This is a genomic window from Streptomyces sp. NPDC001153, from assembly GCF_053598315.1.
Genome location: NZ_JBSFJZ010000004.1, coordinates 203,059 through 224,541, shown reverse-complemented (window position 1 = coordinate 224,541; position 21,483 = coordinate 203,059). Strand labels below are relative to the sequence as shown.

Genomic DNA, 21,483 nt, shown 5'->3' with positions numbered 1-21,483 from the left:
GAGCCGGGAACCGAGACGGACGGACACAAGGGTGGCACCCCTCCCGGGGTGCCACCCTTTCGTCCTACCCGGTCAGGAAGGCAGAGGCCGTGGCGGGATTCGAACCCACGTAACTCGCTTTGCAGGCGAGCCCCTGAACCACTCGGGCACACGGCCGTGTTGAGTTGTCTTTCCCGGCCGTGACGGGAGGCGAACCCACGTGACTCCCCGCGAGCGGAGCTCGCTGATGGATGCAGCGCAGGCGAGCCCCTGAACCACTCGGGCACACGGCCGTGTTCGTGGAAACGACGTTATGGGGAGGGGCTCCGGGGGCTCAAGGCGGACGGCGGTGCTGCAATGCGACTGCCATACCGCGTTCATGAACGACCTGGGGCGTACGACCAAGGTCGGAGTACGAGCAGGACCACCGACAGGGGTCAAACCGCACTGTGCGCCTTACTCTGGCGACCATGAGTGCCCTCGAATCCCGTGATGCCGCTGTGGTGAGCTCCGTCGGGCAGGGCGACGGCGTGCTGAGCCGGGCCTACCGGGCGCTCAGTGTCGGGATCGTCTCCGTCGTGCTGCTGATCGCCTTCGAGGCGACCGCCGTCGGCACCGCCATGCCGGTCGCGGCGCGAGAGCTGGACGGCGTGGCCCAGTACGCGTTCGCCTTCTCCGGGTACTTCACGACCAGCCTGTTCGGCATGGTGCTGGCCGGTCAGTGGTCCGACCGGCGCGGGCCGCTCGGGGCGCTGACCACGGGGATCGGGGCCTTCGCCGCGGGACTCGTCGTCGCCGGGACCGCGCAGGTCATGTGGGTGTTCATCCTCGGCCGGGCCGTGCAGGGCCTCGGCGGCGGACTGGTCATCGTCGCCCTGTACGTCGTCGTCGGCCGCGCCTACCCCGAGCGGCTGCGGCCCGCGATCATGGCGGCGTTCGCGGCCGGCTGGGTCGTACCGTCCATCGTCGGCCCGCTCGCCTCCGGCGCCGTCACCGAGCACCTCGGCTGGCGCTGGGTCTTCCTCGGCATCCCGGTCCTCGTCGTCTTCCCGCTCGCCCTCGCCCTGCCGCAGATACGCCGCAGGGCCTCCGGCCCGGTGGACCAGGAGACCGGCGCCGGCTCCTTCGACCGGCGGCGGATCCGCCTCGCCCTCGGCATCTCCCTCGGCGCCGGCCTCCTCCAGTACGCCGCCCAGGACCTGCGTCCCCTCGCCCTCCTCCCCGGGCTGGCCGGCGCCGCCCTGCTGGTGCCGGCCGTCCACGGTCTCCTCCCGCCCGGCACCTACCGCGCGGCCCGCGGACTGCCCTCCGTCGTGCTGCTGCGCGGGCTGTCCGCAGGGTCCTTCATCGCCGCCGAGTCCTTCGTCCCGCTGATGCTGGTCACCCAGCGCGGACTGTCCCCGATGCTCGCCGGGTTCTCGCTGGCGGCGGGCGGCTGCACCTGGGCGCTGGGCTCGTGGGTGCAGTCCCGGCCGCGCGTGCAGCCGTACCGGGAGCGGCTGATGACCGCCGGGATGGTGCTGGTCGCCGCCGCGATCACCGCCGCGCCCAGTGTGCTCGTGCACTCCGTGCCCGTCTGGACCGTCGCCGTCGCCTGGGGCTTCGGCTGCTTCGGCATGGGCCTGGTGATCTCCTCCACCAGCGTGCTGCTGCTGAAGCTGTCCGCCCCGGAGGAGGCCGGCGCCAACTCCGCCGCGCTCCAGATCTCCGACGCCCTCTCCAACGTCGTCCTCCTCGCCGCGACCGGCGCCGCCTTCGCTGCCCTGGGCGGCGGCGGCACGGCGGTCCCCGCGTCGGCCGGCGGCGCCCATCCCGCGGCCTTCGCCGCCGTGTTCCTGCCGATGGCGGGGGTGGCGTTGGCAGGGGCCTGGGTCACGACCCGGCTCAGGGCGGCACGGTGACGTGGGACATCGGGGCGCCGCCTGCGAGGACCCGTACGCGCGGGGCGCCTGCGGCGGCTGTGACGTGGGTCCCACCCACGGGCGACCCGGCCCCGTTCGCGCGTTGACACCGTCGGGGCGCCGGTAGGGTGGCCCGGTTGTCATACGTAGCCGATCCCGCCCGTCACCCACCACCGCCCCAACGGACGCGCCGCGCGCGGCCCCTGAATTCCAGCCCCAAAAAACGGAGACCGTGACTACTACCGCCGCTTCCTCCGCTCACTCCCACCACCTGTCGCCCGCCTTCCCGGGCCGCGCGCCCTGGGGTACCGCCAGCAAGCTGCGTGCCTGGCAGCAGGGGGCGATGGAGAAGTACGTACAGGAGCAGCCGCGTGACTTCCTCGCCGTCGCCACGCCCGGCGCAGGCAAGACCACCTTCGCGCTGACGCTGGCCTCCTGGCTGCTGCACCACCATGTCGTGCAGCAGGTGACCGTGGTCGCGCCGACCGAGCACCTGAAGAAGCAGTGGGCGGAGGCGGCGGCCCGGATCGGGATCAAGCTCGATCCCGAGTACAGCGCGGGTCCCCTCGGCCGGGAGTACGACGGCGTCGCCGTCACCTACGCCGGCATCGGCGTGCGGCCCATGCTGCACCGCAACCGGGTCGAGCAGCGCAAGACGCTCGTCATCCTCGACGAGATCCACCACGCCGGTGACTCCAAGTCCTGGGGTGAGGCGTGTCTGGAGGCCTTCGAGCCCGCCACGCGCCGGCTCGCGCTGACCGGTACGCCGTTCCGCTCCGACACCAACCCCATCCCCTTCGTGACGTACGAGGAGGACAACGCCGGCATCCGGCGGTCCGCCGCCGACTACACGTACGGGTACGGGTCCGCCCTGTCGGACGGGGTCGTCCGGCCGGTCATCTTCCTCTCCTACAGCGGCAACATGCGCTGGCGCACCAAGGCCGGTGACGAGATCGCCGCCCGGCTCGGCGAGCCGATGACCAAGGACGCGATCAGCCAGGCCTGGCGTACGGCGCTCGACCCCCGCGGCGACTGGATGCCCAGCGTGCTGCGCGCCGCCGACCAGCGGCTGACCGAGGTCCGCAAGGCCATCCCGGACGCCGGCGCCCTCGTCATCGCCTCCGACCAGGACTCCGCCCGCGCCTACGCCAAGCTGATCCGTGAGATCACGGGCACGAAGGCGACGCTCGTCCTCTCCGACGACGCCGGCGCCTCGAAGAGGATCGACGACTTCAGCGAGAGCGACGACCGGTGGATGGTCGCGGTGCGCATGGTGTCCGAGGGCGTCGACGTGCCCCGGCTCGCCGTGGGCGTGTACGCGACGACGATCTCCACCCCTCTCTTCTTCGCGCAGGCCGTCGGGCGTTTCGTGCGGTCCCGGCGCCGCGGCGAGACCGCGTCCGTGTTCCTGCCGACCGTGCCCGACCTGCTGACCTTCGCCAATGAGATGGAGAAGGAACGGGACCACGCCCTCGACAAGCCGAAGAAGGAGGGCGAGGAGGACCCGTACGCCGAATCCGAGAAGGAGATGGAGGAGGCGAACAAGCAGCAGGACGAGGACACCGGCGAGCAGGACATGCTGCCCTTCGAGGCGCTGGAGTCCGACGCCGTCTTCGACCGGGTGCTGTACGACGGCGCCGAGTTCGGTATGCAGGCGCACCCGGGGAGCGAGGAGGAGCAGGACTACCTCGGCATTCCGGGGCTGCTGGAGCCCGAGCAGGTGCAGTTGCTGCTGCAGAAGCGGCAGGCCCGGCAGATCGCGCACAGCCGCAAGAAGCCGGACAGCGAGGCCGACCTGCTGGAGCTGCCGGCCGAGCGGCGGCCGGTGGTCACGCACAAGGAGATGATGGAGCTGCGCAAGCAGCTCAACACGATGGTCGGCGCCTACGTCCACCAGAGCGGCAAGCCGCACGGGGTGATCCACACCGAGCTGCGCCGGGTCTGCGGGGGACCGCCCAGCGCGGAGGCCACGGCCGGGCAGCTGCGGCAGCGCATCGCCAAGGTGCAGGAGTGGGCCACACGCATGCGGTGACCCCCCAGGGACTGGCGCGTGTCAGTTCCTGGGGCCTGTGCGTTTCCGGACGAATGACGGCAGGCCGGATCTCGGCTTGACCGGATTCTGGACGAAGACTTCCGCTCAGCGAACCTGCTTCGCTACTGTCCCGCTACGCACACGCCCCGTGGCAGCGCCGCCGCGGAGCGCAGCCGTGAAGCGACATGGCCCGGAGCCGCCGGGCGTCCTGCCGATCGGCGGCCTCTGAAGCGCGTCGCCGACGGGACTCGGTGACGCATCCGCCGTTCAGAGGGCCGTCGACCTCACCACCAAAGGAGTGGGCGTCGTGACCGCGGAGACCTCTCAGACGCTCGACCGGGGACTGCGGGTCCTCAAGCTGCTGGCCGACACCGACCATGGGCTGACCGTCACCGAGTTGTCCATGAAACTGGGCGTGAACCGTACCGTCGTGTACCGGTTGCTCGCCACGCTGGAACAACACGCCCTCGTACGACGCGACTTGGGCGGGCGAGCCCGGGTCGGGCTCGGGGTGCTGCGGCTCGGCCGGCAGGTGCATCCGCTGGTGCGGGAGGCCGCGTTGCCGGCGCTGCGGTCGCTCGCCGAGGACATCGGGGCCACGGCGCATCTGACGCTGGTGGACGGGACGGAGGCGCTGGCGGTCGCCGTGGTCGAACCGACCTGGACCGACTACCACGTGGCGTATCGCGCCGGGTTCCGGCATCCGCTGGACCGGGGGGCGGCCGGCAAGGCGATCCTGTCCGCGCGGCAGTCGCCGTCCGTGGATCCCGGGTACACCCTCACCCACGGCGAGCTGGAGGCCGGGGCGAGTGGGGCTGCGGCGCCGTTGGTGGGGGTCACGGGCGTCGAGGGCAGTGTGGGGGTCGTGATGCTGGCGGACTCCGTGCCGGAGCGGGTGGGACCGAGGGTGGTGGAAGCGGCGAAGGAGGTCGCAGAGGCCCTGCGCTGACCCGTCTGCTTTGCCCGTCCGGCCAATCCCCGCCCCGCACCTTTGGCCGATCCGCACACCCCGCCGTCCCTCCCCCTCCGCATCATCAAGGGCCATACAGCCCCGAGGCGGAGGGAAGAGCGCGGTGGACACAGTTGGCACCCGGCCGGAGGCCACAGCACAAGAAGCAAGCACCACACGTCGGCTCACCCGGCGCCGGCCGGTGCAACACCTCGTCGGCGAAGCGGCCGGCAGCCCGCTGAAGCGGACCATGGGCGTGGCCCAGCTGACGCTGCTCAGCGTGGGCGCCACCCTCGGCACCGGCATCTTCGTGGTGCTCGGCCAGGCGGTGCCGGAGGCGGGGCCGGCGATCGTCGTCTCCTTCGTGCTGGCCGGCGTCACCGCCCTGTTCTCGGCGCTGTCGTACGCCGAGCTGGCCGGCATGATCCCCGGCTCGGGATCCTCCTACAGCTACGCCTACGCCACCCTCGGCGAGCTGGTCGCCTGGGTCTGCGGCTGGTGTCTGATCCTGGAGTACGGGGTCTCGGTCGCCGCCGTGGCCGTCGGCTGGGGGCAGTACGTCAACGAGTTGCTCGACCTCACCTTCGGCGTCACCCTCCCCGACTCGCTCAGCGCCCCGCCCGGGGCCGGCGGCACCCTGAACATCCCCGCCGCCCTCATCGTCGTACTCGCCATGGTCGTCCTGCTGCGCGGGGCCAAGGAGAGCGCCGTCGCCAACACCGTCATGGTCGGCATCAAGATCGCCGCGCTCGTGCTGTTCTGCGCCGTCGCCTTCACCGCCTTCCGCGCCGGGAACTTCCACCCCCTCTTCCCGCTCGGTACCGCCGGCATGAGCGCCGGGGCGGCCTCGCTGTTCTTCTCCTACATCGGGTTCGACGCCGCCTCCACCGCGGGGGAAGAGGCACGCAACCCCCAAAGGGACCTGCCGCGCGCCATCATCCTGTCGCTGATCCTGGTCACCGCCCTGTACGTGCTCGTGGCCGTGGCCGCGCTCGGCGCCATGCCGTGGAAGCAGTTCGCGGGGACCGAGGCCACGCTCAGCGAGGTGCTCGTACGGTCCGTCGGCGGCGGGAACCTGTGGCCGATCCTGCTGTCCGTCGGCGCGGTCGTCGCCACCACCAGCGTGGTGCTCACCGTGCAGTACGGGCAGATCCGCATCCTCTTCGCCATGGCCCGGGACGGGCTCGTGCCGCCCCTGTTCGCCAAGGTGCACCCGCGCACGGGCGTGCCCCGCGCCAACACCGTGATCGTGTCGGTGTTCATCGCCGTCCTCGCCGCCCTCGTCCCGCTCGGCAGCCTCGCCGACGCCACCAGCATCGGCACCCTCTTCGCGTTCATGCTGGTCAACCTGGCGGTCGTACTGCTGCGCCGGCGCGGCCCCGGCATCCCGCGCTCCTTCCGGGTGCCGTTCTCGCCCGTCACGCCCCTGCTCGGCGTCGGCTTCTGCGTCTACATGCTGGGCAGCCTGGGCGCCGACACCTGGATCGCCTTCGGCGCCTGGATGGCGGCCGGGCTCGTCATCTACGGCCTCTACGGCATCCGGCACTCCAAGCTCGCCCGGACCTCCCCGGAAGACCTCGCATGACCGCCCTCGACCTCACCGCCGACGTCGTCACCCTCACCCGCGCCCTGGTCGACCTGCCCTCGGAGAGCGGGCGGGAGGCGGAGCTCGCCGATGCCGTCCACACCGCCCTGCGCGCCCTGCCCCACCTGGCCGTCGACCGGGTCGGCAACTCCGTCGTCGCCCGCACCCACCTCGGACGCGGCGAACGCGCCCTGATCGCCGGGCACCTGGACACCGTGCCGGCCGCCGGGAACCTGCCCTCCCGGCTGGCCGACGGCCGCGTGCACGGGCTCGGCGCCTGTGACATGAAGGGCGGGGTGGCCGTCGCCCTGCGGCTGGCGGCCACCGTGTCCGCGCCCGCCCGCGACCTCACCTACGTCTTCTACGAGTGCGAGGAGGTGGAAGGGGACCGCAACGGGCTCGCCCGCATCGGCGCCGAGCGGCCCGAGCTGCTCGCCGACGCCTCACTCGCCATCCTCATGGAACCCTCCGACGCGGGTGTGGAGGCCGGTTGCCAGGGCATCCTCACCGCCGAGATCGTGGTCGAGGGCGCCCGCGCCCACACCGCCCGCGCCTGGCAGGGCGTCAACGCCGCCCACAAGGCCGGCCGGGTCCTTCAGCGGCTCGACGCGCACCGGCCCGAGCGGATCCGCGTCGACGGGCTGGAGTACCGGGAGGGGCTCAGCGCCGTCGCCGTACGGGCCGGGGTCGCCGGGAACGTCGTACCGGACGAGTGTGTCGTCACCGTCAACTGCCGCTTCGCGCCCAGCCGTTCGCCCCAGGAGGCGGAGGCGTACGTGCGCTCGCTCTTCCCGGAGTACGAGGTGCGTGTCACCGAGGCCGTCGGCGGTGCCCCGCCGCACCTGGACCGGGTCGGCGACCTCGTCGCCGCGCTCGGCGCCGAGCCGCGGCCCAAGCTGGGCTGGACGGACGTCGCCCGGTTCGCCGCGCTGGGCGTGCCCGCGCTCAACTACGGCCCCGGGGACCCCTCCCTCGCCCACACGGCGGGGGAGTACGTCCCCGTGGAGCACCTCGAGCGCTGTGAATCCAGGCTCAGGGCGTGGCTGAGCTGAGCCCGCCCAGTGCCCTCAACTGCAGCCAGAGCACCAGCCGTTCGTCGGGGTCGTCCAGGTCGACCCCGGCGTGCTGCTGGAGCTGGCGGAGGCGGTAGCGGCAGGTGTTGGGGTGGACGGCGAGGAGTTTCGCCGCGCCCGCCATGTCGCAGCCCGCGTCGAACCAGCAGACCAGGGTGCGGGCGTACTCCGTGCCGTGCGCGGCGTCGTACGCCAGCACCCGGCGCCAGGCGCCCGCGCTCAACTCCCGCCGCTCACCCATCACTTCGGCCAGCCGCAGCAGCGTGACGCGGGGCCGTACCTCGTCCACGACCGCCACCGGCAGGTCCGCGTCCAGCACCCGCAGCACCAGGTCCGCGTCCGCCCGTGAGCCGGCCAGCCCCGCCGCGTCCGGCACGACCTCGCCGAGCGCCGCCCGCACCGGCACCCGCAGCGCCTGCCCCGCCCGCGCCACGATGTCCTCGGCCAGCCGCTTGTGCCGTTCACCGGAACCGGGCAGCACCGCGTACACCACCCCGTCCACCAGCACCCCCGCGTGCCGCCCGTAGCGCGCCTCGCACTGCAGGCGTACGACGTCCAGCAGACGCAGCGCCGTGCGCTCGGCGTCCGGGACGCCGACGGCGGAGTCCAGCACGAAGGCCGCCACCCGGGCGGGACCGGCCAGGCCCAGGCGCTCGGCGGCCGTCGCCGCGTCCGCCGCCGAGCCGTCCAGCAGCCGGCGCAGCAGCTCGCTGCCCCGGTGCCGGGCCAGTTCCCGGGCCGCGCGCGCCCGCAGCAGGAGCAGGGCGGCCGTGGAGGCGCCCTGGGTGAGGGTGTCCTCGGCGTCCGGGGCGAGCGAGCCGCCGTCGATCACCCACACCGAGCCGAGCGTCTCCCCGCCGGCCCGCACCGGCATGGCGAGGCGGGGCAGGTCTCCGGCCGAGAGCGCGGGCAGCCGGACCGGCCGGTCGGCGGCGAACAGCCGGCGGTACTGCTCGGTGTTCTCCGCGCTGGCCGGTACCTGGCGGCCGAGGATGCCCTGCCGGCGGTCCTCGTCCACCGGCTGTCCGGGGACGGTGGAGTAGGCGAGGATGCGCTGGCGGGGGTCCTCGACGGCGGTGGCCCCGCCGGTCGCCGTCGCGATCGCGTCGGCCAGCGCGAACAGGTCGCCGAGCCCGGTGTCGGAGGGCACGGCGGCGGGCTCGGCGGCGATGGCGGAGGCCAGCAGCAGATGGACGTGGTGCCAGGCCGCGTCCTCGGCGACCGACAGCAGGGCCACGCTGTGCGCCTCCGCCTGCGCGACCGGGCCGTCCGCGCCGCGCACCACCACTCCGGTCAGCCCGGCCTCGGCCGCCGCCCGCAGCAGCGGCCCGGATTCCGCCGCCGGGACGCCGACCGCGAGCAGGAGTGCGCCGGGCTGCCGGGAAAGCGGGGTGCGGCCGTCGTGGAGCACCGCCTCGGTCACGGGGACGGCCTGCCCGGCGGGGGCCGTGTGCAGACGCAGGGCGGGGCCGCCGACGACGTCCAGGAGGTCACCGAGGGTGCAGGCGCTCATGAGGGGTCCCAGCGGGCGGTTGGCGGATGGTGAAACGAACGTACGCGGGCGTTGGCCGCTCGCACAACACACGCCGGTCCGGCTCCTTCGAGACTCGTGCCATGACAGCAGGAGTCACCATCCGCACCGTCCACGACGTCGCCTCCCTCGCGGCCGTGGCCGACTACTTCAGCGACGTCTGGCGGACCCCCCGCACCGCCCCGCCCTACCCGGCCGAGGTTCTGCACAGCCTGGTGCACGCCGGCGGCGCGGTGCACGGCGCGTACGACGGGCAGCGGCTCGCGGGCGCCTCCGTCGCCGTCCTCGGCGCCGAGCGCAGCACGTACTCGCTGGTGGCCGCGGCCGAGCGGGGGCTCGGGCACGCCGTGAAGCAGGCCCAGCGGGACTGGGCCCTCGGGGCGGGCGCCCGCACCATGCGCTGGACCTTCGACCCGCTGGTCGGCCGCAACGCCCGCTTCAACCTGGCCAAGCTGGGGGCCACCGGCACGGAGTACCTGGTCGACTTCTACGGCCCGATGACCGACGGCGTGAACGACGGCGACGAGAGCGACCGGCTGACGGTGACCTGGGACCTGGCGGGGGACCCGCGCACGCCCGCGGCGCCGTACGCACCCCGCGGACCGGTCACCGCCACCGCGCCCGACGGCGACCCCCTCGCCCGCCGCGACGAGCGGCACGTCTGGTGCCGGGTGCCGGAGGACGTCGTCAAGCTGCGCGCCGCCGACCCGGCGCTGGCGCTGCGCTGGCGGCACGCGGTGCGCGAGGTGCTGCTGACGGCCTTCGCGGAGGGGTTCCGGGCCACCGGGATGTCCCGCGACGGCTGGTACACCCTGACCCGGACGGAGGAGGCCGCGTGAAGCTGGAGCGCGTCGAGATCGTGCACGTGGCGATCCCGCTGGTCACCCCGTTCCGTACGTCCTTCGGGACGATGACGACGAAGGACACCTTCCTCCTGCACGTCGTCACCGACTCCGCCGAGGGCTGGTCGGAGTTCGCCGCCGACCCCGAGCCGCTGTACTGCTCGGAGTTCGTCGCCGGCGCCGAGATCGTGCTGCGCGACTTCCTGATCCCGCGCGTGGCGGCGCTGGGGGAGGTCACGGCGGCCGCCCTCGCCCCGGCCGTGGCGAAGATCAAGGGCCACGAGCTGGCGAAGGCGGCCCTGGAGACGGCGCTGCTGGACGCCGAGCTGCGGTCGTACGGCATGCCGCTCGCGACGTATCTCGGCGCGGTGCGGGACCGGGTGCCCGCCGGGGTGTCGGTCGGCATCAAGAACTCGGTGCCGGAGCTGCTGGACGACGTCGAGCGCTACCTCGCCGAGGGGTATGTGCGCATCAAGCTGAAGATCGAGCCCGGCTGGGACGTGGAGCCGGTGCGCGCGGTCCGCGACCGCTTCGGCGACGCCCTGCCCCTCCAGGTGGACGCCAACACCGCGTACACCCTCGCGGACGCCGGACATCTGCGGCGCCTGGACGACTTCGGGCTGCTGCTGATCGAGGAGCCGCTGGAGGAGAACAACCTGTACGCCCACGCCCAGCTGCAGAAGCGCCTGCGCACCCCCGTCTGCCTGGACGAGTCCCTGCACCACGCCTCCGACACCGCCGCCGCGATCGCGATGGACGCCTGCCGGGTGGTGAACGTCAAGCCCGCCCGGGTCGGCGGCTACCTCGAGGCCCGCCGGGTCCACGACGTGGCGCACGCGCACGGCGTCCCGGTGTGGTGCGGCGGCATGCTGGAGACGGGCATCGGCCGCGCCCCCAACCTGGCCCTGGCAGCCCTGCCCGGCTTCACCCTCCCCGGGGACACCTCCGCCTCGGCCCGCTACTTCGCCGAGGACATCACCGAGCCGTTCGTGCTGCGGGACGGCCACCTGCCGGTGCCGACCGCCCCCGGGATCGGCATCGAGCCCCTTCCGGAGGCCCTGCGCCGCTTCACCCGTCGGCGACGGGACCTGTACGCGGCATAAGGCACGACCTGTGGTCGCGTTAGATTGATCCCGTGCTCTCACGTCTCACGCGTCTCCAGGCCGTAGCAGTCTGTGCGCTGCCCGTCGTGGCCCTGCTGGCCACGGCGGCGTTCGCGCCGCTGCCGTTCTCGGTGGCGCAGCCCGGGATGACGGCGAACGTGCTCGGCGAGAACAAGGGCGCACAGGTGATCACCGTCTCCGGCGCGCAGGCCCGCAGGACCAGCGGGCAGCTGCGGATGGTGACGATCGAGGCGACCGGCCCGGACGCCACGGTGACCCTCGGGGACGTGGCCGGCAACTGGTTCCGCACCGACCGGGCCGTCATGCCCCGCGACGCGGTCTACCCGAGCGGCAACACCGTCAAGGAGATCGAGAAGCACAACGCGGCGCAGATGAAGCAGTCCCAGGACGCGGCGACCCAGGCGGCGCTGAAGTACCTCGGGCTGAGCGCCGACAAGGTCAAGGTCACGCTGAAGCTCGCCGACGTGGGCGGGCCGAGCGCGGGCCTGCTGTTCACCCTGGGGATCATCGACAAGCTGCACGGCGACGGCAGCGGCGGCGACCTCACGGGCGGGCGCACCATCGCCGGTACGGGCACGATCGACGCCTCCGGCACCGTCGGCGCGGTCGGCGGGGTGGCCCTGAAGACCCAGGCCGCCCGACGCGACGGCGCCACGGTCTTCCTGGTCCCTAGGGCCGAGTGCACCGACGCCCGGGCGGAACTCCCCAAGGGCCTGCGCCTGGTCCCGGTGACCACGCTCAAGGATGCCGTGAACTCCCTTCAGGCGCTGGAGAGCGGCAAGGGGTCCGTGCCGGGCTGCTGAGCCTCAGCCGGCGCGTCACGCGTCATCGTGCCCGGCCGCCTGCTCCACCAGCGGGATGATCCGCAGCGGAACCGGGTTCTCCATCACGATCGCCGTGGACGCCCGGACGATGCCGTCGAAACCGACGACCCGGTCGATGACCCGCTGCAGATCGGCGTTCGAGCGGGCCACCAGCCGGCACAGCATGTCCCCGCTGCCGGTGGTGGTGAGCAGTTCCAGCACCTCCGGCACGGTCGCCAGGTGTGCGCGGACGTCGGCGCCCTGGCCCTGCCGGATCTGCAGCGTGGCGAAGGCGGTGACCGGGTAGCCGAGGGCCGCCGGGTCCACCTGGGGGCCGAATCCCCGGATGACGCCGTTCGACTGAAGCCGGTCCAGGCGCGCCTGGACCGTGCCCCGGGCGACCCCGAGCCGCCGGGACATCTCCAGCACGCCGATGCGCGGCTCCCGGGCGAGGAGCACGATGATCCGCCCGTCCAGATGATCGATCGCCACGGCACCCCCAGGGATGAGCATCCTGTACAGAAAGACCGCCAGTTCGGTCATATCACTGAACAGATTGCCCAGTGAATACGGAAACTATTGCGCACCTTGCAGAGCGGGTCCACGCTTCCGCCATGACGCAGACCACACACCACACTCCCGACACCGCCCGGCAGGCCGACCCCTTCCCGGTCAAGGGAATGGACGCGGTCGTCTTCGCCGTGGGCAACGCCAAGCAGGCCGCGCACTACTACTCCACCGCCTTCGGCATGAAGCTGGTCGCCTACTCCGGACCGGAGAACGGCAGCCGCGAGACCGCCAGTTACGTGCTCGAGAACGGCTCCGCCCGCTTCGTGTTCACCTCGGTGATCAAGCAGAGCAGCGACTGGGGCCGCTTCCTCGCCCGGCACGTGGCCGAGCACGGCGACGGCGTCATCGACCTGGCCATCGAGGTCCCGGACGCCCGCGCCGCGCACGCCTACGCCGTCGAGCACGGCGCCCGTTCGATCGCCGAGCCGTACGAGGTCAAGGACGAGCACGGCACCGTCGTCCTCGCCGCGATCGCCACCTACGGCGAGACCCGCCACACCCTGGTCGACCGCTCCGGCTACGACGGCCCCTACCTGCCCGGTTACGTCGCCGCGCGGCCGATGGTCGCCCCGCCCGCCCAGCGCACCTTCCAGGCCATCGACCACTGCGTCGGCAACGTCGAACTCGGCAGGATGGACGAGTGGGTCGGGTTCTACAACCGGGTCATGGGCTTCACGAACATGAAGGAGTTCGTGGGCGACGACATCGCCACCGAGTACAGCGCGCTGATGTCGAAGGTCGTCGCGGACGGCACCCTCAAGGTCAAGTTCCCGCTCAACGAGCCCGCGATCGCCAAGAAGAAGTCCCAGATCGACGAGTACCTGGAGTTCTACGGCGGCCCCGGCGTCCAGCACATCGCGCTGAACACCAACGACATCGTGCAGACGGTCCGCACCATGCGCGCGGCCGGTGTGGAGTTCCTCAACACCCCCGACTCCTACTACGACACCCTCGGCGAGTGGGTCGGCGACACCCGGGTGCCCGTCGAGACGCTGCGCGAGCTGAAGATCCTCGCCGACCGCGACGAGGACGGCTACCTGCTGCAGATCTTCACCAAGCCGGTCCAGGACCGCCCGACGGTGTTCTTCGAGATCATCGAACGCCACGGCTCCATGGGCTTCGGCAAGGGCAACTTCAAGGCCCTGTTCGAGGCGATCGAGCGGGAGCAGGCCAAGCGCGGCAACCTGTGAGCCGTGGCCGCCAGGCGTAGAAGAGGGCCATCGCGCGGTTGATCGCGTGGCCGTCTCGCCCGGTCGGCCTCGCCGCGGTCGGGGCGGGCCCGCGCATCAGGCGGGCCCGATCCCGGAGCGTGACTCAGTCTCCAGGAACGGTTCACACCGATGGCCGTGAGTGCGACCCTTTGATCATGAGCCGCATCGAAGCGCCCCGCTCCGAAGACGCCATGGACACCGGCAGCCTCACCGACCGGCTCCTGGCCGGCCTGCCCGCCGAGGCCGTCCTGACCGACCCCGACGTCACCGCCGCCTACGCCAACGACATGGCGAGCTTCTGCCCGGCCGGCACCCCGGCCGTCGTCGTCCTGCCGCGCACCGTCGAACACGTGCAGCACGTCATGCGTACCGCCACCGAACTGCGCGTCCCGGTGGTCCCGCAGGGCGCCCGCTCCGGCCTGTCCGGCGCCGCCAACGCCACCGACGGCTGCATCGTGCTGTCCCTCACCAAGATGGACCGCATCCTGGAGATCAGCCCCGTCGACCGGATCGCGGTGGTCGAACCCGGAGTGATCAACGCGACGCTGTCCCGCGCGGTCGAGGAACACGGCCTGTACTACCCGCCGGACCCCTCCAGCTGGGAGATGTGCACCATCGGCGGCAACATCGGCACCGGGTCCGGCGGCCTGTGCTGTGTGAAGTACGGGGTCACGGCCGAGTACGTGCTCGGCCTGGACGTGGTGCTGGCCGACGGCCGCCTGCTGTCCACCGGCCGCCGCACCGCCAAGGGCGTCGCCGGCTACGACCTCACCCGCCTGTTCGTCGGCTCCGAGGGCTCGCTCGGCATCGTCGTACGGGCCGTGCTGGCGCTCAGGCCCAAGCCGCCGCAGCAGCTGGTGCTGGCCGCCGAGTTCCCCTCCGCAGCGGCCGCCTGCGACGCCGTGTGCCGGATCATGGAGGGCGGTCACGTCCCCTCCCTCCTCGAACTGATGGACCGTACGACCGTCAAGGCGGTCAACGACCTGGCCCACATGGGCCTGCCGGAGACCACCGAGGCGCTGCTGCTGGCCGCCTTCGACACCCCGGACCCGGCCGCCGACCTCGCCGCCGTCGGCGCGCTGTGCGAGGCCGCCGGCGCCACCGAGGTGGTCCCGGCCGAGGACGCGGCCGAGTCCGAGCTGCTGCTCAAGGCCCGGCGGCTCTCGCTGACCGCGCTGGAGGCGGTCAAGGGCACGACGATGATCGACGACGTGTGCGTGCCCCGCTCGCAGCTCGGCGCGATGCTGGAAGGCGTCGAGCGGATCGCCGCCACCTACGGCCTGACCATCGGCGTCTGCGCACACGCCGGCGACGGCAACACCCACCCCACGGTCTGCTTCGACGCCCAGGACGTCGACGAGTCCCGGCGGGCCCGCGAGTCCTTCGACGAGATCATGGCCCTCGGCCTGCGGCTCGGCGGCACCATCACCGGCGAACACGGCGTCGGCGTACTGAAGAAGGAGTGGCTCGCCCGGGAGATCGGCCCGGTCGGGGTCGAGATGCAGCGGGCCGTGAAGCACGCCTTCGACCCGCTGAACCTCCTCAACCCGGGCAAGGTCCTCTGAGCCCTCGGTACGGCCACTCACTGGGCGAGCAGCTGGTCGAGCGCGTCGTCGATGCCCAGCTGCCCGCCCTCGGTCCCCGGGGGCACGGCCCGCAGTGTCCGCTCCAGCCAGGCCGACACCTGCGGGACCGGCGCCTGGAGCAGAGCGTCCCCGTCCGGTGAGCTCAGCGCCATCAGCACGACGCCGCGCCCCTCCGCCTTCGACGGCCACACCCGCACGTCCCCCTGCCCGCACGGCCGGAACACGCCCTCCACCAGCAGGTCGCGGGCGAACGTCCAGGTGACGGGGGAGGCGGAGTTGATGTGGAAGGCGATGTGGACGGCGTACGGATCGTCGGAGCGGTAGCTCAGCCGGGCCGGAACCGGGATGCCGCGTTCCGGCGACAGGATGAGCCTCAGTTCCAGCTCCCGCTCCACCACGGTGTGATGCATGACCTGCTGTCCTTTCTGTCGGGGTCCTGCCGGGGCCCCTCGGAACGGGCCCGCGCCGGGGGAGAGGGGGCAGGGGCCGGGCCATTACGCGGGTTCGGGGAAATTTTTTTTCGGGCCCGGGTGAGAGCCGGGTACGGCGTTGCCCGGAAAGGGGTGGGTCCTGCGGGACTGGCGCTGCGGACTGCCGCGGTCTGATAGATGTGGAGGCCCCCATCCCACCCCCGAGCAGATACGGGACGACGGACATGAGCGCCCCAACCCCGGCCCCAGGTGACGACACGCCCCGCGAGGGCTACTACCCGGACCCGTCCATCCCCGGATACGTCCGGTACTGGAACGGCGCCTCCTGGGTGCCCGGCACCAGCCGTCCGGCGCCGAAGGACGGCGAACGGCTCACCGCGCCGCCCGGTGTCCGTCCCGCGGCCCCGGCCGTCGAGGAGACGGGCCCGCACTTCTTCGACGAGGACCCGGCCCCGGCTCCCTCCGGGCAGCCCGGTGCCGGTGGTGCCGGCCGGTCCGCGGGCCGGTTCGGTTCCGCCGGTGACGGCGACGGTCGTACCGCCTGGGGCGCCGACCCCCGGGTGCCCGCGGAGGGTTCGGCCGGGCCGGGCGGCCAGGCAGGCCGCCCCGACGGCACGGCCTCGGTACCGCCGGGGGAGGGCGACGACCAGGACCCCGGCGGTACCTTCATCTTCCGCCGGCCGGTCCCGGGGCCCGCGGCCGTGAGGGACGACGGCACGATGACGTTCCGCCCGGTGCCCGGCCAGAGCCGGCGGGGCGGGCAGCCCGGGTCCGGCCCGCAGGCCTCCGGCGCCGAAGCCGGGGCAGGTCCCGGCTTCGGACCGCACGGCGCGGCCCAGGGCCCCGGCTTCGCCACGCCCGCGTCCGACACGGGACCGGCGGGCTCCGGCACGGGCGCGGCCGGCCACGACGCGGGTGCGGCCGGTTCGCCCGCGGCGCCCGGCGGCTTCGGGCCGCAGACCCCCGGCGCCGGTGCCGGTTTCGGCCCGCACGCCTCCGGCGCGGGGCCGGCGCCCGGCGGCTTCGGCCCCCAGGGCCCCGTCGGCGCTCCCACCCCGCCCACCGCGAACCCCGCCGCTGCCTCCCCGAACCCCGCCTCCCCGGCCGGAGGCCCCGGTTTCGGTGCCGGCAAGGCCGCCGCCGCCCGTGCCGCCGCCGGGCAGGCACCGCAGGCCCAGCCCGCACCCCCCGCCCAGGCGGCCGTCGCGCCCTCGGTACCGGCGCAGGGCGGAGTCCCGGTCACCCCGGTGACCAGCGGGCCCGGTGGCGGACAGGCGTCCTGGGCGCAGCAGGTGCACCAGCTGGCCGGCGGCGGGGACGAGCAGCCCGTGGCGCCGTGGAAACCGCCGGTGGAGGACCTGTTCCAGGCCGCCGCGCGCCGGCAGGCCGCCGCCCGTCCCGCCGGGCTCGGCAAGCGGTGCGCCGCCCGGCTGATCGACACCCTGGTCGTGGGCGCCGTGATGGCCGCCGCCGCGGTACCGCTCGGCACCAAGGCCCTCGACCATGTCCAGCAGAAGATCGACGCGGCCAGGCTGTCCGGCCGCGAGGTCACCGTCTGGCTGCTCGACGGCACGACCGCCACCAGCCTCGGCATCGTGCTCGCCGTGCTGCTGCTGGCCGGCGTCGGGTACGAGGTGCTGCCGACCGCCAAGTGGGGCCGCACCCTGGGCAAGAAGCTGCTCGGTCTGGAGGTCCGGGACATCGAGGCGCACGAGCCTCCGACCTTCGGCCCGGCGCTGCGCCGCTGGCTGGTGTACAGCGTGCCCGGGCTGCTCGGCATCGGGATCGTGGGCGTGCTGTGGTGCCTGTTCGACCGGCCCTGGCGCCAGTGCTGGCACGACAAGGCGGCGCACACGTTCGTCGCGGGCTGAGCGCGGGGCACGGCCGTACTCCGTACGGCCGTCCGCCGGGTGCGGAGCCGGGGCGTTCGCGGTCCACTCGGGCCATGAGCAGCGAACCGCCCCCCGGCTCCGGAGAGCAGCCCCCCGAGGACGACCCGTTCAGGAAGCGGCCCCCGTCGGACCAGGGGCCGGGCTCGCCGTACGACGCCCCGTACGGCGGTGCGCAGAAGCCGCCGCCGGGCGGCGGGCAACCCCCGGGCGGCGGCCAGCCACCCCCGTACGGGAGCGGCGAGCCACCGCCGCCGTACGGCGACCAGCCACCGCCCCCGTACGGCGGGGACCAGCCCCCTCCCTACGGCGGCGGCCCCCACGGAGGCGGGCCCTACGGCACCGGCCCCTACGGCGCGGGTGCCGGTGGCTACCCCGCCGACCCGCTCGCCGGCATGCCCCCGCTCGCCGACAGCGCCAGGCGGACGGTCGCGCGGATCGTCGACATGATCCTGGTCGGCATCGTCGTCTGGCTGCTCACCTGGGCGTTCGGAGTGCGCGAGTACCAGGTCAACGGCGATCACGTCGAGGTCGGCAAGTCCGTGGGACAGTCCTTCATCGCGGTCGCGCTGTACGTCGCGTACGACACGTTCATGATGACCCGGTACGGCCAGACCCTCGGCAAGAAGTGGTTCAACATGCGGGTGGCGAACCTGGACAACGGCGCCACCCCCTCGGTGCAGACGAACCTGATCCGCGCCCTGGTGCTGTGGGTGCCGTTCGCCTTCTGCTGTGCCTGCATCTGGACGGCGATCTGCGGCGGCTGGAGCTACTTCGACAAGCCCTACAAGCAGGGGCTGCACGACAAGGCGGCCAGGACGGTGGTGGTCAGCACCGGTTGAGCGAACCGTCCTGGGTGCCCATGCGAAAGCGGCGGGTCCGCGCCGTCACGGACCCGCCGCTTTCGTGTGCCCGCTGTTCACAGGGCGGTGGACACCGGCTGCTCCTGGGGCGCGGGTTCGGCGCCGCGCCCCCGCACAGGCCGGTCGTCGGCCGGTGCCTGGGCCGGTGCGTCGGTGGCTGCCTCGGTGGTCGCCTCGGTCGTACGGACCTTCGGCAGCGGCACCGTCATCGCCACGAGCAGCCCGAGGGCCAGCGCCGCGAGGGCGATGACGGTGACCCCGAGGCCTGAACTCGTCTGGGACAGCAGCAGCATGGCGAGCGTCGAGAAGATCACGGTGCACGAACCGTAAACGAGCTGTGCGGCAGTCGGACGAGGCATGGCAATCGTGTCCTCGGAACTCTTCGGGGGATTCTTCGGGGGATCGGGGCGTGCCATTCGACTCTCTTCGCGTGCATGCCCGAAGGGGACCCCCGGTAAGCGTGACCTAACCCACGGTACCGGTGCACGGGGGGCGCACAGGAAGCACGGTAACCGTAAAGCGGACGCCATCTGCGCATAGTGCAGAGGAAGTGGCCGAGTCAAGATCTGTCTTTTCTTCTAAACCTCTAGTCAAATGTCGTCACTTGACATGCGCCGAACAGGCGCAGGGGAGGAACTCAAGTGACCAGCAGATCCTGGACGTTCAGAGCGGCCGCGATCGGCGTGACGCTCGCCGCGGCCTCCGCCACGTTCGCCACCTTCGCCGTCGCGGAGGCGAGCACCCCGACCCGGTCCGCGGCCACAGGCCGGCACGACCCGGCCCCGGTGAACCAGCGGGCACACGACCTCGACGGCCCGCTCAGCAAGACCCAGGCGGCCCAGCGCCAAGAGGCGCTGAACCAGCTCATATCGGGGAAGGCCACGGCGCAGGAGCGCGACGGCTCCAAGGTGGTCCAGCTCAAGAGCCGTAAAGGCAAGGGCAAGTACGTCGAGCTGAGCCGCGAGAAGACCGACAGGATCTTCACGATCCTGGTGGAGTTCGGGGACAGGACCGACCCGAAGTTCGGCGGCACGGCCGGCCCGCTGCACAACACCATCGCCGCGCCGGACCGGAAGAAGGACAACTCCACGGCCTGGCAGCAGGACTACAACCAGAAGCACTACCAGGACCTCTACTTCGGCACCCGCAACAAGACCGAGTCGCTGAAGAAGTACTACGAGAAGCAGTCCTCGGGCCGCTACTCGGTGGACGGCGAGGTCACGGACTGGGTCAAGGTCCCGTACAACGAGGCCCGTTACGGCAACAACGCCTGCGGTCAGACCAACTGCCCGAGCGTGTGGAACGTGGTCAGCGACGGCCTGAACGCCTGGGTCGCCCAGCAGAAGGCGGCCGGCCGGACCGACGCGGACATCAAGAAGGACCTCGCCCAGTACGACCAGTGGGACCGGTACGACCACGACCACGACGGCAACTTCAACGAGCCCGACGGCTACATCGACCACTTCCAGATCGTGCACGCCGGTGAGGACGAGTCCGCTGGCGGCGGCGCGCAGGGCAAGGACGCGATCTGGGCCCACCGCTGGTACGCCTTCGGCACCGACGCCGGCTCCACCGGCCCGGCGGACAACAAGCTCGGCGGCGCCCAGGTCGGCGACACCGGCATCTGGGTCGGCGACTACACCATCCAGCCGGAGAACGGCGGCCTCGGCGTCTTCGCCCACGAGTACGGCCACGACCTCGGCCTGCCCGACGAGTACGACACCGCCGGCGGCGACAACTCCACCGGTTTCTGGACCCTGATGTCCTCCGGCTCCTGGCTCGGCACCGGCCGGGAGTCCATCGGCGACCTGCCCGGCGACATGAACGCCTGGGACAAGCTGCAGCTCGGCTGGCTGAACTACGACACCGCCGAGGCCGGTACGCAGTCCACGCACAAGCTGGGCGTCGCCGAGTACAACACCTGGGACAAGCAGGCCCTCGTGGTCAACCTGCCGGACAAGGCGGTCACCACCACGATCACCCAGCCCGCCGAGGGCAGGGCCCAGTGGTGGAGCGGCAGCGGCAACGACCTGAAGAACACGCTCACCCGGTCCGTCGACCTCACCGGCAGGTCCTCGGCGAAGCTGGACCTGGACGGCTGGTGGGCCACCGAGGACGGCTACGACTTCGTCTACACCGAGGCGTCGACCGACGGCGGTGCCAACTGGACCGCCCTGGACGGCACGGCGGACGGTCGGGCCATCGGGCGTGACGGCAGCGGCAAGCCGGCGCTGACCGGCTTCTCGCAGACCCACAAGAAGCTGTCGTACTCGCTGGACGCCTACGCGGGCAGGAAGATCGACCTGCGCTTCCGCTACGCCACGGACAGCGGTGTCGCGGGGAACGGCTTCACGGCCGACGAGATCACCGTGACCGCCGACGGCACGCCGCTCTTCTCGGACAACGCCGAGACGCAGGACGCCGGTTGGACCGCGGCGGGCTTCTCCCGCATCGGCGCGTCCTTCACCAAGGACTACAAGCAGTACTACATCGCCGAGAACCGGCAGTACGTGTCGTACGACAGGACGCTGAGGACGGGCCCGTACAACTTCGGCTTCTCCACGACCCGTCCGGGCTGGGTGGAGCACTACCCGTACCAGAACGGCCTGTTGATCTGGAAGTGGGACACCTCCGAGGCGGACAACAACACCAACAGCGCCAACGGCCACCCGGGTTCCGGTCTGATCCTGCCGATCGACTCGCACCCGACGGCCCTGAAGTGGTCCGACGGCACGCTGATGCGCAACCGCATGCAGGCCTACGACTCCCCGTTCAGCCTGTACGGCACGGACGGCATCACCCTGAACAAGGCCGACGTCGCGACGGTGATCAAGGCGTCGAAGGGGGTGCCGGTCTTCGACGACCACACCGGCACCTACTACGACCCGTCGAACCCCACGGGGGGTGTGAGGGTCACTGACACCAACACCAGGATCACCATCGTCAAGCAGGCCAAGAACGGCTCGACGATCTTGCTCAAGGTTGGTCCAGCGGTGAAGTAGTTCGCATTTTCGCAGGTCAGACGCGTATCGGCGGCAACCCCTTGGCGGGTCGCCGCCGATCGTGTTTAGGTGCGTGCTGTGGATCGCTTATTGACACCGACCGAAACGGGGA

At 72.2% G+C, this 21,483-nt stretch carries 17 protein-coding genes and 2 tRNA genes; 13 read left to right on the top strand and 6 right to left on the bottom strand.

What is annotated here, in order from left to right; genetic code table 11:
- Positions 1–84: 84 nt before the first annotated feature.
- Positions 85–156 (bottom strand) — tRNA-Cys (locus ACWDEN_RS06335).
- 18 nt (positions 157–174) lie between these two features.
- Positions 175–272: transfer RNA gene (locus tag ACWDEN_RS06330), tRNA-OTHER, on the bottom strand.
- 177 nt (positions 273–449) lie between these two features.
- On the opposite strand from ACWDEN_RS06330, the gene ACWDEN_RS06325 reads away from it, so the two are divergent.
- The 5 genes from ACWDEN_RS06325 (at position 450) to dapE (ending at position 7,498) form a co-directional block, all read left to right on the top strand.
- Positions 450–1,880 (top strand): MFS transporter, encoded by a 1,431-nt coding sequence (locus ACWDEN_RS06325; protein WP_450857575.1) that lies wholly within the window; start codon positions 450–452, stop codon positions 1,878–1,880.
- A gap of 232 nt (positions 1,881–2,112) precedes the next feature.
- Positions 2,113–3,912 (top strand): DEAD/DEAH box helicase, encoded by a 1,800-nt coding sequence (locus ACWDEN_RS06320; RefSeq protein WP_450857573.1) that lies wholly within the window; start codon positions 2,113–2,115, stop codon positions 3,910–3,912.
- 307 nt (positions 3,913–4,219) lie between these two features.
- Positions 4,220–4,861, top strand: a complete 642-nt coding sequence (locus tag ACWDEN_RS06315) for an IclR family transcriptional regulator (RefSeq protein WP_351620333.1) — start codon at positions 4,220–4,222, stop codon at positions 4,859–4,861.
- A gap of 124 nt (positions 4,862–4,985) precedes the next feature.
- Positions 4,986–6,446, top strand: coding sequence for an amino acid permease (locus tag ACWDEN_RS06310; RefSeq protein ID WP_450857570.1), 1,461 nt, complete (start codon positions 4,986–4,988; stop codon positions 6,444–6,446).
- Entirely contained in the window at positions 6,443–7,498 is a 1,056-nt protein-coding gene (gene dapE / locus ACWDEN_RS06305; protein ID WP_450857568.1) for a succinyl-diaminopimelate desuccinylase, read from the top strand. Before ACWDEN_RS06310 ends, dapE begins: the two co-directional genes overlap by 4 nt.
- Here dapE and ACWDEN_RS06300 read toward each other — a convergent pair.
- On the bottom strand, positions 7,479–9,032 hold the full coding sequence (locus tag ACWDEN_RS06300) for a PucR family transcriptional regulator (RefSeq protein WP_450857566.1): 1,554 nt from the start codon (positions 9,030–9,032) through the stop codon (positions 7,479–7,481). The two genes, dapE and ACWDEN_RS06300, sit on opposite strands and share 20 nt — an antisense overlap.
- Positions 9,033–9,133: 101 nt before the next feature.
- Here ACWDEN_RS06300 and ACWDEN_RS06295 point away from each other — a divergent pair, with 101 nt between their 5' ends.
- From ACWDEN_RS06295 to ACWDEN_RS06285, 3 genes are read left to right on the top strand one after another with little or no spacing between them, the layout of a single operon-like run.
- Entirely contained in the window at positions 9,134–9,889 is a 756-nt protein-coding gene (locus ACWDEN_RS06295) for a chorismate synthase (protein ID WP_450857564.1), read from the top strand.
- Complete coding sequence (menC, locus tag ACWDEN_RS06290; protein WP_450857562.1) at positions 9,886–10,995, top strand: o-succinylbenzoate synthase; 1,110 nt, start codon at positions 9,886–9,888, stop codon at positions 10,993–10,995. The genes ACWDEN_RS06295 and menC overlap by 4 nt, the downstream gene beginning before the upstream one ends.
- Positions 10,996–11,027: 32 nt before the next feature.
- On the top strand, positions 11,028–11,819 hold the full coding sequence (locus ACWDEN_RS06285) for a S16 family serine protease (RefSeq protein ID WP_351620349.1): 792 nt from the start codon (positions 11,028–11,030) through the stop codon (positions 11,817–11,819).
- Positions 11,820–11,834: 15 nt separating this feature from the next.
- Here ACWDEN_RS06285 and ACWDEN_RS06280 read toward each other — a convergent pair whose 3' ends face one another.
- Positions 11,835–12,311 carry an Lrp/AsnC family transcriptional regulator gene (locus ACWDEN_RS06280; protein ID WP_351620363.1) on the bottom strand — a complete coding sequence of 159 codons (477 nt, stop codon included), beginning with the start codon at positions 12,309–12,311 and terminating at the stop codon, positions 11,835–11,837.
- Positions 12,312–12,433: 122 nt separating this feature from the next.
- Here ACWDEN_RS06280 and hppD point away from each other — a divergent pair, with 122 nt between their 5' ends.
- The gene (gene hppD, locus ACWDEN_RS06275) at positions 12,434–13,579 is read left to right on the top strand and encodes a 4-hydroxyphenylpyruvate dioxygenase (protein WP_351620352.1); all 1,146 of its coding nucleotides are present in this window, start codon (positions 12,434–12,436) and stop codon (positions 13,577–13,579) included.
- A gap of 170 nt (positions 13,580–13,749) precedes the next feature.
- Positions 13,750–15,165, top strand: coding sequence for an FAD-binding oxidoreductase (locus ACWDEN_RS06270; RefSeq protein WP_351620354.1), 1,416 nt, complete (start codon positions 13,750–13,752; stop codon positions 15,163–15,165).
- 17 nt (positions 15,166–15,182) lie between these two features.
- On the opposite strand, the gene ACWDEN_RS06265 is transcribed toward ACWDEN_RS06270, so the two are convergent.
- Complete coding sequence (locus ACWDEN_RS06265) at positions 15,183–15,596, bottom strand: SsgA family sporulation/cell division regulator (protein WP_351620357.1); 414 nt, start codon at positions 15,594–15,596, stop codon at positions 15,183–15,185.
- 245 nt (positions 15,597–15,841) lie between these two features.
- Between ACWDEN_RS06265 and ACWDEN_RS06260 the strand changes: the two genes are divergently transcribed.
- On the top strand, positions 15,842–17,488 hold the full coding sequence (locus ACWDEN_RS06260) for an RDD family protein (RefSeq protein ID WP_450857558.1): 1,647 nt from the start codon (positions 15,842–15,844) through the stop codon (positions 17,486–17,488).
- 74 nt (positions 17,489–17,562) lie between these two features.
- Positions 17,563–18,348 (top strand): RDD family protein, encoded by a 786-nt coding sequence (locus ACWDEN_RS06255; RefSeq protein ID WP_351619780.1) that lies wholly within the window; start codon positions 17,563–17,565, stop codon positions 18,346–18,348.
- A gap of 77 nt (positions 18,349–18,425) precedes the next feature.
- Here ACWDEN_RS06255 and ACWDEN_RS06250 read toward each other — a convergent pair whose 3' ends face one another.
- Complete coding sequence (locus tag ACWDEN_RS06250; protein WP_351619778.1) at positions 18,426–18,728, bottom strand: hypothetical protein; 303 nt, start codon at positions 18,726–18,728, stop codon at positions 18,426–18,428.
- Positions 18,729–19,010: 282 nt separating this feature from the next.
- On the opposite strand from ACWDEN_RS06250, the gene ACWDEN_RS06245 reads away from it, so the two are divergent.
- Positions 19,011–21,371 (top strand): immune inhibitor A domain-containing protein, encoded by a 2,361-nt coding sequence (locus ACWDEN_RS06245; protein WP_450857556.1) that lies wholly within the window; start codon positions 19,011–19,013, stop codon positions 21,369–21,371.
- The last annotated feature ends 112 nt before the right edge of the window (positions 21,372–21,483 follow it).

Excerpts from the sequence above, each read along its gene's own strand:
- ACWDEN_RS06325 (WP_450857575.1), top strand. The coding sequence starts at position 450 with ATGAGTGCCCTCGAATCCCGTGATGCCGCTGTGGTGAGCTCCGTCGGG.
- dapE (WP_450857568.1), top strand. The coding sequence starts at position 6,443 with ATGACCGCCCTCGACCTCACCGCCGACGTCGTCACCCTCACCCGCGCC.
- ACWDEN_RS06300 (WP_450857566.1), bottom strand. The coding sequence starts at position 9,032 with ATGAGCGCCTGCACCCTCGGTGACCTCCTGGACGTCGTCGGCGGCCCC.
- ACWDEN_RS06295 (WP_450857564.1), top strand. The coding sequence starts at position 9,134 with ATGACAGCAGGAGTCACCATCCGCACCGTCCACGACGTCGCCTCCCTC.
- hppD (WP_351620352.1), top strand. The coding sequence starts at position 12,434 with ATGACGCAGACCACACACCACACTCCCGACACCGCCCGGCAGGCCGAC.
- ACWDEN_RS06265 (WP_351620357.1), bottom strand. The coding sequence starts at position 15,596 with ATGCATCACACCGTGGTGGAGCGGGAGCTGGAACTGAGGCTCATCCTG.
- ACWDEN_RS06260 (WP_450857558.1), top strand. The coding sequence starts at position 15,842 with ATGAGCGCCCCAACCCCGGCCCCAGGTGACGACACGCCCCGCGAGGGC.
- ACWDEN_RS06255 (WP_351619780.1), top strand. The coding sequence starts at position 17,563 with ATGAGCAGCGAACCGCCCCCCGGCTCCGGAGAGCAGCCCCCCGAGGAC.
- ACWDEN_RS06250 (WP_351619778.1), bottom strand. The coding sequence starts at position 18,728 with ATGCCTCGTCCGACTGCCGCACAGCTCGTTTACGGTTCGTGCACCGTG.